This window comes from Maridesulfovibrio sp., from assembly GCF_965230075.1.
Taxonomy (GTDB): domain Bacteria; phylum Desulfobacterota; class Desulfovibrionia; order Desulfovibrionales; family Desulfovibrionaceae; genus Maridesulfovibrio.
Genome location: NZ_OZ245945.1, coordinates 4,320,127 through 4,332,927, shown reverse-complemented (window position 1 = coordinate 4,332,927; position 12,801 = coordinate 4,320,127). Strand labels below are relative to the sequence as shown.

The window sequence follows — 12,801 nt, the reverse complement described above, 5'->3', positions numbered from 1 at the left end:
GCCAGTGTGCCGGTTGAACCGAGTTTATTTTCGTTATTGTCGCACTTGGTGATTGATTTTTGTGACATGGTTGTGCTTAATTTTCTTATCTCACGATTGAAATTGAAAAACAGGTGGCTGAATTGGATAAAGAAATCATCAGACGGCAATTGTTGGAAAAACGTTCTGCCATGCGTGGACCGGACGTTGATTCAATGAGCCGCAGCATTGTGGATACGGTTATTTCCCTTGAGCAATGGGAACAGGCTGAAGAAGTCCTGCTTTACTGGCCTATCAAGAATGAGGTCGACGTGCGCCCCTTGCTTAAAGATGCTTGGGATAGTGGTAAGAAGCTGTTCATGCCCTGCTGCCGCAAGAATGAACCGGGACAGATGGATTTCGGTGTGGTTCGTGCCGAGGCTGATCTTTCATCGGGAGCATTCGGTATCAAAGAACCCTGCCGGACCCGTTGCGAGTTTCCGGATGCGGTTTCACCGGACCTGATCATTGTTCCCGGCGTGGGATTTGACCGTAGCGGTTTCCGTATCGGCTTTGGCGGCGGTTATTACGACCGTTTTCTGGCTCGTCCGCAGAAGGAAGGATTTCTTTCCGTAGGGGTTTGTTACGATTTCCAGCTGGTGGAAGGTTTTCCTGTTGAGCCTTGGGATAAAGCTGTGCAGCTGGTCTGCACTGATAAGGAAAAGATATGGCAAAAATAAATTTTATACCGTTTGCGTTTCCGGGACTGGATAAGGTCTCGGTTGTTTTCAGCACCAGAGAAGGGGGCAGCTGCAAGGACCCTTATCATGGTGGCAATATTTCCTATGATGTCGGCGATGATGCGTATGATGTACGGGCCAACCGTACAGAATTGGCAGCCACTTTGGGGATCTCTCATTGGCATGAGTGCATTCAGGTTCATGGAGACGTGATGCATTATGACCTTGAGGAAGGTTCCCCGGCAGATACTCCCAGTCTTGAGGGTGACGGCCTTGCCACAACCTCAGCTGGGCATGCACTTGTGATTAAGACTGCGGATTGCCAGCCGATCATGATTGCTCACAAGAATGGTGATTTCGTGGCCGGACTGCACAACGGCTGGCGGGGCAATGCCATTAATTTTCCCGGCAAGGGTGTGGCGGATCTTTGCGAGCGCTACAGCTGCGATCCTAAGGATCTGCTGGCCGTTCGTGGTCCCAGCCTGAGTCCTGCGGTAGCCCAGTTCGTAAATTTCGAATCTGATTTCGGCCCCGGATTTGATTCATATTTTGACAAGGAGTCCAGCACTGTTGATCTTTGGAAACTGACCATAGACCAATTGGTGGAAGCCGGACTTCGCCGACGTAACATCCATTCACTTGACCTGTGCACTTATTCCATGGACCAGAGTTTCTTTTCCTACCGCAGGGAAAAGGTAACCGGGCGTCAGTGCTCCCTTGTTTGGATCAAGTAGATCAGATTTTAGAGGAATAAGAAAAGCCCCCGCAAAGTTTAACTTTGCGGGGGCTTCAATGTTGTTATGATTGCTAAGGCTAAGAGTTTTCGTATTTTTCAATAAGCTTGAAAACTCTTTCAGCCAGCTGGTTGATCTCAGCTTTGGAGATCTGGTCATCGGCACCGACGGATTCGCCTTTGTGGAACAGGGTGTCGGTGATGATGGAGGAGCAGAGCAGTACCGGAATATTGCGGAGCTCATGGTCATCCTTGATGCGTTTGGTCAGGTTGTGACCGTCCATAACCGGCATTTCAATATCGGTGACTACAATGTCCAGATAATCGTTGATGGATTTGCCTTCTGCTTCGGCCGTGGCCTTCCATTCCACGATTTTGTCCCACGCAGCCTTACCGTTGTGGGTTCTGGTTACCCGGAAACCGGCATCTTCGAGCATCTGCCCGATCATGCGGCGGATCATGGTGGAGTCATCAGAAATAAGTGCCTTGAGCTGGCGCTTTTCGATCTTGTCGACCAGGGATGCTTCCGGCATGTCGGTGAGGTCCATGTCCGGGTTCAGGTCGGCAACGATCTTTTCAAGGTCGAGCAGGAATACGATGCGTCCTTCAAGTTTGACCACCCCGGTGATGGAGTTTGCGGTCAGCGAAGAAACCTGCTTGCTTGGTGCTTCAACCTGTTCCCAGCTGATGCGGTGAATGCGGGTCACACCGGAAACAAGGAAGGCGGTGGAAATTTTGTTGAATTCGGTGACGATGACTTTGGGAGCTTCGTCTTCAATTCTATTTTTACCGACTCTGCGGCTGAGATCGATCAGGGGAATGATTTCCGACCTGAGATCGAAGGCACCCAGAACAGCATCGTTGGCTGCATCGGGCATATCGGTCAACTCAGGCAGGCGAATAATCTCAACGACCTTGGCAACGTTGATGCCGTAATAGCTGCGGCGGGTTGAACCGTCATGTACATTGTCAACTTCGTCAATATAAAATTCAACTATTTCAAGCTCATTGGTGCCTGATTCAAGTAGAATATTAGTTTGGGACATTGTCATCCTCCCCTGGAAAAATAATGTATCGAGCCAGCATCATAAAACAGAGCAACTTTTGCTCATAATAATGTTAGCCTGAAATGCTTGTTTATGAAAGATTTTTTTCATCTTCATATTAAGGTTAATAACACAGTTCCAGTTTAATCAGCAGAAAAAGTCAACTGGGTTTTTATAAAAATTTAAAAAAATAGGTAAAAAAATAACACGAGTAGTCAAAATTACACAAGATTGCCATAAATTTTTAAGTAGTCTTTGAGCATTCTTTGGACTGAATAGCGTTTTTTGCCTTTTTGAAAGCCCCGGTTGCCCATCTCTCTAGCTATCCTGCTGTTCTTGAGAAGCATAATTACTTTTTCGGCAAATATCTGTTTTTCATAAGGGGGAATAAGAATTCCGTCCTCGCCATCGGAAATCTGCTCCAGTACACCTCCTACTCCATAACTGACCGGAGCTAACCCTTGGGCCATGGCTTCAAGTATAATCAAGGGATGATTGTCTCCGAGAGTAGGATAGGCCAGCACGTCCGCTGCAGCCAGAAATTTGGAAAGTGTTTGGCTGTCCACATAAGGGACTGAGATAAAGTCACCGTCCCTGCTGTTTTCGTTGCCCCCGATGGCAAAACAGAGAGCTTCCGGTACTGCTGCTTTGATCGTTGCCCAGTAATTCTTCCATTGTGGGCCAGATTTATAAGCTGCCTGCACTCCGCCATGGGCCACAAAGAGCATTACTTTTGATACCGGGTGGATTCCCAGCTCTTTCCGGATCATACTTTTGTTTGCTGGGGCTTCCGGCCACGGTATACCGTTAGGTATAATTTTAGGCTTCAGGGAAGGATCGGCTTTGCGGGTCAACCTGCCCAGCCATCCGGATGGGGAGACCAGTACAGCCTTTGATTCTATTATGGCAGCGATGCGTTCTGCGCGGACCTGTTCTGAGTTTGGAAAATTTCGCGGGCAAGTGCGGCATTTGTGTTCAAATTCAGGGCAGTCGATGGGTGAAGCACAGCCTCCGGTGATCATCTGGGTGTCGTGCAGGGTTATTACAGTTTTGCAGCTATCAGGTAATGCGCGCAGGAAATTTGTCGGGTCCTTTGAAGTATGCAGGTGGACAATGCTGTTTTCCGGGATTGCCTGCGCAGCCGCTTCCGGGGCAAGCAGATCCTCTTCGACAGTTTCTGATGTTTCAAAGGAATGTGCTGAATCATCCCCTCCATCAATCAAGCCCTGATGGAGCAGAAGGGCCACTTTTGCAGCACCACCGCTTTTTTTGAGGATGGTGTGGTGCACTACGTTCCGGGTCAGCATACTTTTTCCAGAATATCGTGTTTCAGGCTCCAGAGAATGTGGAACTGTGTTTCGCGCTCACTCATTTCTCCGGCGATGGTTTTGATTTTCTCCGCGAGATCCGCAGCGCTGATCGGTTTTCGGGCAAAAAAAGCCATTTTGCGGAGCACTTCTTCTTTAAGGAATCTGTCCACTCCTTTATACACAAGCGGAAATTCGCGGCCCTGATATATGGCCATACCGGTCTTTCCGGTAACCAGTTTTGTTTCCGGGGTCAGGGTTTCTGTGAGATAATGGGAAAAGGTTTCACCCATGCGGACTTGGATCGGGTGGAGTATGTCGCGCAATGACTCTTCATCCACCGGGACAGTATTAAGTTCTTCCCAGAGGCTGACATGCTGTTCAACTACTGAGGTCCAGTTGAATTGTTCACGGACCCGCTTGGCTCCGGCAATGCCCATCCGGGCTCTTAACTGCGGATTGTTGATCAATTTTTCCAGTTCGGCAGCCAGGTTCGGGGTGCTCACGGCGGTCTGCTGAGCCATCAGTAAGTGGTAGTGGTTGTCAAAGCAGAGCGGGGCCATGAGGTCCAGTTCCGGTGTGGCTTCCGGGCCGATGGTTTCGATGAGCAGTCCGGTTTCACCATCAACCACAAGATCCTTGTAACCGTCATAGTCGGAGGCAATTACCGGCAATCCGGAGGCTCCTGCTTCCAGAATGGTCAGGCCGAAGGTTTCCTGCGGGTTGTCGGAAATAGATGCAAAAATATCCGCCGCCCGGTAGAGGTCGAGTTTTTTAGCTTCAGAAGGCCGTCCAATGATAACCAGCTCCAGACCCATGTTGCGGCTGAGCTGGGCCAGAGTTGCCGGGAAATCATCGTCTTCATCGATCCATCCGCCAAGCATTAACCTTACTTTTCCCCGGTCCATGCCTGCGGCAAAGAGTCTTTGCAGGGCACGTAACAGGGGTAGGATATCCATCTTGGAATAATGGGCGATACGTCCGAAGACGAGGAGATTGATTCGCTTGTCTGCGGCGTCAATGTTGAGATTTCTTTTGGCCTGCGCTTTTAAGTGTTCGTCCGGTGGGGCCAGTTGACCGGGATCGATGCCCAGCGGAATTTTTCTGATTTGCGGTGTGGGATGAGTCTTTTCACTCAGACCCAGTCCTTCGCGCAGGTGCTTGAAATATTTTTCAACAACCACGATTCCGGTGTTGGAAGTGGTCACAATGCAGTCTCGCCCGGTAGTGCCTTTCCATAAATAATTAAGGAAGAATGAACCGTAGTTGCTGTAACTCAATGAATGGGTTGTTCCGGTGATGGGAAATATGTTTCGTGCGTATTTGTTGCGGACCCGGGCCAGATGGGGAGGGTAGTTGATGCAGTCGGACTGGTGGAAGCAGAAATATTCCTGTTTGGATATTTCAGCCGGAAGGTCCCGGCGGTCCATGATCTTAACTCGGCCCGGTTCATAAATGGCTGGGTAATTGTTTTGGAAAAAATTGATCAGCCCCTGTCTGCCGACTGACCCGGAAAGGAAGAAATGGTATTCATCAAACGGGTCCATTTTGAGTAATCCGTTCAAGAAACCTGTGTTCGCTACTTTTCTGCCCAAAATGGGGCCGCTTTCGTGGAATGGGTCCAGACTACCCCATATTCTTTGAGTTTTCATACGTTATTTCAAGCCACATTTGGCACGCTCTTGTCAAAGGATTTATTTGCCGTGCGTTTACCCTTGAGGCTGACGGTTTTCCGGCACTCTTTTCCTTTTTAATGTGTTTCGGAAGAAATTTTGTGTTGCGGAAATTTTGTTCATGAAAATTATAACTCATGTGTTGTGCGTGTGTAAGTTATTGTTATTTAGTCTTTTATTGATGGGGTGCTTCTGGTTTGACTCCCATAATACTGTTCGGCGTTATCCTCTTAATATCTGGTGGCCCTGTTTTTGCAAAAAATGGGGTGGAATATTGTTTCTGACAGCTAATCAAGGAGACCAGAAATGAAAAGAGGACACAGGCCTGAACTGCTTTGGGGGTTCGGTCTAAACAGCAACGAAGCCGGTAAAATCGAGGATTCCCTCGGTCCCGGATTCTTTTTGAGAAATTTTTCCGAGCGTTCTTTGCCCGGTGAAAAGGAACTGAGCAATAATGAGAAGCCTGCCGCTACCTGGATTCCGCAAAGAGTCTGGGATGAATTGCCTGAAGATAGGCGCATGGCCTACCGCAACCTTGAATCCACCCAGCGTATCTTGATTCAGGATGATAAGAACAACGCTGATTTGGAGCAGGTGCTCGAGGACGGTTTTCTGGCAGTAGTCAGCACTCCGCTGACTAGTTCCAAGGTGCAGGATGCTCTGTTCAGGGCCAAGGAAATTTCCGGTCTTTATGGTGACCTTTACCGCATGACCGAGGAAATTATCCTTGAACGGGAGCTGCTTTCCCGCAAAACAGAACAGCTCATGTTCTTGAACACTGTGCTTTCCAATGCCACCGAGCGCCTTGAAGTGGCAGATATCCTTGGACAGGCCGCCGAAGACCTCAAGATGCTCCTCCCGGTTTACTCGGTACAGGGTGCTTTTTGGGATGTCCTGCCCACCGGAAAGCATATTGATGCAGAAATTTTTATCAATCCCGGTCAGGCCGAAAATGTCCAGTCTGAATGGGTTGAGTTGATGATTGAAAATGTGGTTGCCCTCAGCGGTATGGAAGTTTCCAGCTACAATATGTCTGAAACTGTTCCCGTGGGTAGCAATCAGATGATTTACAGTCCCGGAGCCGGAAGAATTCTGGCTCTGCCGCTGGTAGCCCGTGGCGAAAAGTTCGGCTGTCTGGTCATGCTTTGCGAACGCAATGTCAGACTGGCAAAGGATCAGGTTTCCTCCCTCAATGCTGCGGTGAATCATCTCTCACTTGCTTTGAGCAACGCCCTCATGTTCAACAAGATCAAGACCCGTGCAAATCGTGACGGGCTGACCAGAGTCTACAACCGACGTAGTTTTGACGAAAGGTTGGTCGAAGAATTCAAGCGCCACCAGCGTTTGAATACCGAACTTTCCCTGCTCATGGTTGATCTGGACCATTTTAAGGCAGTGAACGATACCTACGGTCACATGGCCGGGGACATGGTCCTGGAAAAAGTGGCTCGCATGTTTGAAAAGACTTTCCGTTCCACTGATTTCATCGCCCGTTACGGCGGAGAGGAATTCGTAATCCTGCTGCCGCATACCAAGGAAGAGCAGGCGCATATGCTTGCTGAGCGGGTCAGGGCCAAGATTGAGTCCTGCGCCATGACTTATCAGGATAAGAGCTTCAACGTTACCGCCAGCATCGGGGTTTCCTCTGTGCGTCCGGGAAGTCTTGAAAAAGATACCGAGATCGTGCGCAAGGCTGACGAAGCTCTTTACGATGCCAAGATGCAGGGCCGTAACCGGGTGGTTGTCTCCCCCATGAGGCCCAAGCTGCGAATTATGTAATTAAAGAGGTTTCCTTCAACCTATAGCTGTCAGGTTGAATTAAAGGGGTTCCGGTTGTCGGAATCCCTTTTTTTTTGATAAACCAGTTATAATTCTACGGATTATACATCGGTGTCTGGTTGTTGTGTTATTTGTATTTTCATAATACTTAAAAACTGAATGGCTTTTCAGTCTGATTTAAGCTAGGAGCATTGTCTCAGGTCGTCAGGGCCTGTGTTTATTACGTTGCGGTGTTTTTCGGGAATGAAAATTTTATGGAATGACCGTACAGGAGTTTGGAATGAATGAATTATTATGGCTTGGCTTTGCGGTCATGGACCTGAGCCTTGTACTTGTTATTTATAGATTTTTCGGCAAAATTGGCTTGTTCGGCCTGATCGTTTTCAATCTGATCCTTTGTAATATTCAGGTTCTGAAGACCATTGAGCTGTTCGGAATGACTACCACTCTGGGTAATATCCTTTACGCCAGTGTCTTTCTTTCCACTGACATGCTCAGTGAGTTCTACGGTAAAAAAGAAGCCAAGAAGGCAGTCTACCTCGGATTTGTGGTGCTGGTCATGGCTGTAGTCTATATGCAGCTGGCCCTCATGTTCACACCGGCAGCGGATGATTTTGCCCAGCCCCATCTTGAAGCTATTTTCGGATTTCTGCCCCGTATTGCGCTTGGGAGCATGGCAGCATATATTGTCTCCCAGCTGAATGATGTTTATGTATTCCATCTGCTCAAGGATAAGATGGGAGAGCGTCATCTCTGGTTGCGCAACAACGCTTCCACTTTGCTCAGCCAGTTCCTTGATTCGTCCGTTTTCTGCTTTGTTGCCTTGTGGGGACTCTTTCCTTTTGAGGTCTGGGTGGAAATCCTTTTTACTACCTACCTGTTTAAGGTTATAGTGGCGGTCATGGATACACCTTTCCTGTATATGGCCCGTCGGCTGCATGCCCGTGTATCCGCGGTCTGATAGTCTGTTCTTGACTGAGCATTTGCCTTAGAAAAATCAAATCCAATTTCGCAACAATACGAGGCTGCCAATGAGTAAAATGTTTGGAAAATCCGTTCCTTTTTATAAAATGCAGGGCTGCGGCAATGATTTCGTAATCATCGATAACCGTGAACTGGGCTTACCTGTTGAGAAGATGCCTCTCTGGGCTGAAAAGCTCTGCCAGCGCGCTTTCGGTGTTTATGCAGACGGTCTGTTCTTTATTGAAAATGCACCGGAAGGCTCCGGTCTTGATTTTATCTGGCAGTTCTACAATTCCGATGGCTCAAGAGCGGAGATGTGCGGTAACGCATCCCGTTGTGCCGGCCGTCTGGCTCACGCGTTGGATATTGCCGGGGAGCAGCACACCTTCGGCTCTGACGCCGGCCCCATCAAAGTGCAGGTCTTTCCTGAGCTTGAGGAAGTAAAGGTCCAGCTGACCCCGCCCGAAGGTCTGGTTGTGAAACAGGCTCTTGAGATCGACGGTGAAGAGTACGAATACCATTTCGCCAATACCGGTGTGCCACATGTAGTGGTGCAGGTTGCTGACGTTGAAGAGGTGGACATTAAAAAGCTCGGAGCGGCATTCCGCTACCACGAAGCTTTTGCTCCGGCCGGAACCAACGTGAATTTCGTGCAGATCGATGACAACGATAGCCTTATCGTCCGTACCTATGAAAGAGGTGTGGAAGATGAAACCTATGCCTGCGGAACCGGAGTCAGCGCTGTGCAGGTTACTCTTCATGAGCAGGGCTTGACCGATGCTGCGGTGCGCGTCCGTACTTCCGGCGGTGAAATTCTCAAGGTTATCATTGAAGACGGCAATGTCTTTTTGCAGGGCGGAGCAGAGCTCACCTTTTCCGGTGAGGTCTATCTTGAGTCTCTGGGAATTGAATAGCATTGCAGGTTAAATATTTGTGAAAAGGGCACCGCATTTTTGCGGTGTCTTTTTTTACTATTCTGAAAAGCATACCTGAACAGGGTAAAAAACCTGATATAGCCTAAATCAGTTCTTGCATGGGAAGAGTATTCCTTGTATAGCCTTCTTTTCGCAACGATAATGATTTGCCGGATAATGGGTTTTCTTGTTTTTCAGTAAAATTTATTGGTTTGTGATAAAAAGCAGGAGAGATCAATTGGATCTTTTTTGTTAATAGCTTGAAATTAAAGCGTTAAATGTATGTGTATTATTGCATAATAAACTGGCATGAATTTAGCTTAGCTTAAGAGTAATAATAATCGCAAAATAATGAACTAAGGGAGAGATAAAATGGCAAATAATGAACTTACCAAGCTTTTACAGGATGTTGTACTTAAAAATGACAAGCCTGCACGTGACGTGGCAAATGAAATCAACAAGCCCTACCCCACTCTTCTTCGTGAGATTAACCCCGAAGATAAAGGTGCTAAAGTAGGCGTTGAAGAATTGATCCCCATCATGAAGGCTACCGGCAGCATTCGCCCCCTGACCAGGCTTGCAAACATCATGGGTTACGTACTCGTTCCCATGGACATCAACCCTGAAGATCCTGATGAAGCAAACTACATGGCTCTTGATCTCATGGATGGTTTCGGTCGTTACTCCAAGGCTCTCAAAAGTGCCCTGCAGGCAGATCCTTCTGATGAACTGGTAGATTCCGTAGAACAGGAAGGCTTTGAAGCAATCACCGCTATCCTGACCATGGTTCACTACCTGCGTAAAAGAGCTGAAGAAGAAAAAGCCAAGAACGCACCCCGTCTCGCTCAGGTTTCCTAATTAAGCGAAGCGGTCAATAAAGTTCCATCAAAAAAATCCCCGGCAGTAGATACTGTCGGGGATTTTTTTGTTCAGCACGCTGCGGCTTTCTCTGGGCCGCAGGTGTCTGAAAAAAGATTAGCAGTTATGAACGTCCTTGTTGATGTAGAAGCAGAGGTCGAAGAGGTTGTTGACCATCTGGTCCACGAGATGGTCCTGCTCCGGGCAGGGGCTCTGAGTGTTCACTGTCTTATTGATGATTTTTGCAAATAACACCGAAACAAGTTCATCGTCTTTGTGGCTCCAATACTTGGTAGCAGACGCAGCTTTGTTATCAAATCCGTGATAATACATACACTCCTCCGTGAGTGGGGACATCCGGCGGGCAGAAATTCACCTGCCGGTTCATACTTTTGCTATCGGCAGGCCGTGGCAATCACTTTACATGAAATAAATATATTTCTTACAAATACCTGCAAAATGCCTGCGGTCATTGATTTAATCATATAAAATAAATACAAGGGAGGGGTAGGTGTCACAGCACCTGTTCCCTGATATGATGGAATCCATGTAATCTTGTAATAAAAGGTGCCGCGTCTCAGCTCATGGCGGTGCCGGGATGTATCCGATGCGTTTTTCCCTCAGAAGAAAGATAATGGCCATTGCCTGCGGAGCCGCAATTATTCCCATTGTGGCAATGTTTATCATTACCGATATCCTTGAGGACCGTTTGCAGAACTGTATGAAAGGTGAGGTTCGCTCTCTTATCGAATCCCATGTTTCGCAGTTGACAGCCGATCTTTATGAGGAATGCCGTACCGCTGACCAATTGCTTACAGCGGAAACCAAAAGGGCGGCCATGGCTTTGCAGTCCCTTTTGGATGATGAAGGCAGGGTTCAGGTTCTGAAAAGGGTTTCGGACTGGCCGGTGAACAACCATCGCAGTAAGGATACTGATGAGCTGACTGTTCCAGTGCTGACAGTCGGCGGCAACGAATTCACCTATTCAAAGCGCAAAGGTAAGCCGTTACCCATGTTGGTGGAGGCGACCCGCATTTCCGGTGCTTATTGCACAATTTTCCAAAGATTAAATCCCGAAGGGGATATGCTCGTAGTAGATACCACCGCTTCGGCAGAGAATCTGAACTGGAGGCTGGGAGATATTTTTTACTCCCTCGGTGATGACGGACGGGTGGTCACGGCTATTGATGATGTCCTTTCCGGACGCAATGCCCGTAATTATGAAGACTTGGACCATGGCTCCCGCTTTACCATTTACACTCCCTTACGGGATCAGGATGGTTATGTGACCGGGATGATGGCTGTCTACATGGATGATGATATTTTGCAGGTCCTGCGCAAATCCATGCTTAAAACTTCCATCGGCAAGACCGGGTACATCTGGGTTATCGGCACTAAAGGGGACAGCCGGGGGCACTATATTGTTTCCAATTCACCCAAGAATGACGGGGCCCATGTTGATGAGGTCGGCGGCAGGAAGGGGTTTGTTCAGGATATCCTCAATCAGGCTATTGAGTCTGGGGAAGGTAAGCTCAACAGTAAAACATATGTCTGGAAAACCGGACCGGATGATGAGGGTCGGGACAAGCTTTCGGTATTTACCTATTTCAAGCCTTGGGGCTGGGTTATCGGAGCCGGTGTATATCTGGATGAATATCAGGGCATCACCAGCCGCCTGACCGGGGTGCTTGATTATCTGGTGGAATGGCTGGGTATTACCGGGATGGTCCTGCTGGCCATTACCCTTATTGTTTCCTTCTATGCCAGCGGAATGATAGCTGAACCGGTCAGCCATATGGTTGAATTGGTCAAGGTTATCGCTTCCGGAGACCTGCATAAGGCCCGGGAAACCATCGCCGTGGTGGATGAGTCCTGCCCCAATGCCCGCAAAGCTGTGCGCCATGCCGATACTCCTGAAATCCTTGATGAGACCGGACAGCTTTACCTAGCGGTCAAGGGAATGGTCGATGCTCTTTTTTCCCTGATCGGGCAGGTACAGCGTTCCGGTATTCAGGTGACCACTTCTTCCACGGAAATCGCGGCTTCGGCCCGTCAGTTGGAAGTGACCGTTAACCAGCAGGCCACAGCAACCACCCAGATCAGTGCCACCAGTGCAGAGATTTCCGCCAATTCCGGTGAACTTGCCGGGGCCATGCATCATGTTAATGAAGCGGCTTCCAATATGGACAACCTCGCCTTTGAAGGGCAGGACGGCCTTAAGACCATGGTCAGGATCATGGATGAATTGAGTTCAGCCACCATAACTATTACCGGCAAGCTGGACGAAATTAATGACCGGGCCAATGCCATTGAGGGCATCGTCAATACCATCACCAAGGTTGCGGATCGCACCAATCTGCTTTCCCTTAATGCCGCCATTGAAGCTGAGAAGGCCGGAAAATTCGGTCAGGGCTTTTCCGTTGTTGCAGCGGAGATCCGGCGTCTTGCAGACCAGACTTCGGTGGCAGCCCTTGAGATTGAAGATATGATTTCCAACATGCGCAGCTCTGTTGATTCCGGTGTGGATGAGATGGAGAAGTTTGCCTCTGATGTTCGCTTCGGTGCTGAAAAAGCGGGCAAGCTGGGTAAGAAGCTGGAAGGCATCATGACCGGGGTCCGCGAACTTAATCCCCGGATTGAACAGGTCAACGACGGCATGACTGCACAGGCTGAAGGGGCCGGACAGATCAGTGAAGCCATGGCCCAGCTTTCCGATACTGCTTCCGATACTTCCGATGCCCTTTCGGAATTCAACCGGGCCACATCCCAGCTTAATGAGGCGGTGCAAGGCTTGCGCAGTGAAGTTTCCCGCTTCAAGGTGAGTGAATAA

11 protein-coding genes are annotated in these 12,801 nt (G+C 48.7%); 7 read left to right on the top strand and 4 right to left on the bottom strand.

What is annotated here, in order from left to right; all coding sequences use genetic code 11:
• The first annotated feature begins 113 nt into the window (after nucleotides 1–113).
• The gene (locus ACO05Z_RS19480) at nucleotides 114–698 is read left to right on the top strand and encodes a 5-formyltetrahydrofolate cyclo-ligase (protein ID WP_421903857.1); all 585 of its coding nucleotides are present in this window, start codon (nucleotides 114–116) and stop codon (nucleotides 696–698) included.
• Entirely contained in the window at nucleotides 686–1,432 is a 747-nt protein-coding gene (locus tag ACO05Z_RS19475) for a polyphenol oxidase family protein (protein WP_421903856.1), read from the top strand. Before ACO05Z_RS19480 ends, ACO05Z_RS19475 begins: the two co-directional genes overlap by 13 nt.
• A 79-nt stretch (nucleotides 1,433–1,511) precedes the next feature.
• Here the strand turns inward: ACO05Z_RS19475 and ACO05Z_RS19470 are convergent, their stop codons facing one another.
• The 3 genes from ACO05Z_RS19470 to ACO05Z_RS19460 all read right to left on the bottom strand — a co-directional run bounded on the left by ACO05Z_RS19470 (nucleotide 1,512) and on the right by ACO05Z_RS19460 (nucleotide 5,331).
• A complete protein-coding gene (locus ACO05Z_RS19470) occupies nucleotides 1,512–2,477 on the bottom strand; it encodes a chemotaxis protein (RefSeq protein ID WP_421903855.1) in 966 nt (321 codons plus the stop codon).
• 221 nt (nucleotides 2,478–2,698) lie between these two features.
• A complete protein-coding gene (locus ACO05Z_RS19465; protein WP_421903854.1) occupies nucleotides 2,699–3,784 on the bottom strand; it encodes a glycosyltransferase in 1,086 nt (361 codons plus the stop codon).
• Complete coding sequence (locus tag ACO05Z_RS19460; RefSeq protein WP_421903853.1) at nucleotides 3,778–5,331, bottom strand: glycosyltransferase family 4 protein; 1,554 nt, start codon at nucleotides 5,329–5,331, stop codon at nucleotides 3,778–3,780. The genes ACO05Z_RS19465 and ACO05Z_RS19460 overlap by 7 nt, the downstream gene beginning before the upstream one ends.
• Nucleotides 5,332–5,763: 432 nt before the next feature.
• On the opposite strand from ACO05Z_RS19460, the gene ACO05Z_RS19455 reads away from it, so the two are divergent.
• The 4 genes from ACO05Z_RS19455 (at nucleotide 5,764) to ACO05Z_RS19440 (ending at nucleotide 9,971) form a co-directional block, all read left to right on the top strand.
• Complete coding sequence (locus tag ACO05Z_RS19455; RefSeq protein WP_421903852.1) at nucleotides 5,764–7,236, top strand: GGDEF domain-containing protein; 1,473 nt, start codon at nucleotides 5,764–5,766, stop codon at nucleotides 7,234–7,236.
• A 280-nt stretch (nucleotides 7,237–7,516) separates the two neighbouring features.
• Nucleotides 7,517–8,197, top strand: a complete 681-nt coding sequence (locus ACO05Z_RS19450; RefSeq protein WP_421903851.1) for a queuosine precursor transporter — start codon at nucleotides 7,517–7,519, stop codon at nucleotides 8,195–8,197.
• Between the two features lie 70 nt (nucleotides 8,198–8,267).
• Nucleotides 8,268–9,113 (top strand): diaminopimelate epimerase, encoded by an 846-nt coding sequence (gene dapF, locus ACO05Z_RS19445; protein WP_421903850.1) that lies wholly within the window; start codon nucleotides 8,268–8,270, stop codon nucleotides 9,111–9,113.
• A 372-nt stretch (nucleotides 9,114–9,485) separates the two neighbouring features.
• Complete coding sequence (locus ACO05Z_RS19440) at nucleotides 9,486–9,971, top strand: phage regulatory CII family protein (protein WP_421903849.1); 486 nt, start codon at nucleotides 9,486–9,488, stop codon at nucleotides 9,969–9,971.
• Between the two features lie 117 nt (nucleotides 9,972–10,088).
• Here the strand turns inward: ACO05Z_RS19440 and ACO05Z_RS19435 are convergent, their stop codons facing one another.
• The gene (locus ACO05Z_RS19435; protein ID WP_421903848.1) at nucleotides 10,089–10,304 is read right to left on the bottom strand and encodes a hypothetical protein; all 216 of its coding nucleotides are present in this window, start codon (nucleotides 10,302–10,304) and stop codon (nucleotides 10,089–10,091) included.
• A 274-nt stretch (nucleotides 10,305–10,578) separates the two neighbouring features.
• Here ACO05Z_RS19435 and ACO05Z_RS19430 point away from each other — a divergent pair, with 274 nt between their 5' ends.
• Entirely contained in the window at nucleotides 10,579–12,801 is a 2,223-nt protein-coding gene (locus ACO05Z_RS19430) for a methyl-accepting chemotaxis protein (RefSeq protein ID WP_421903847.1), read from the top strand.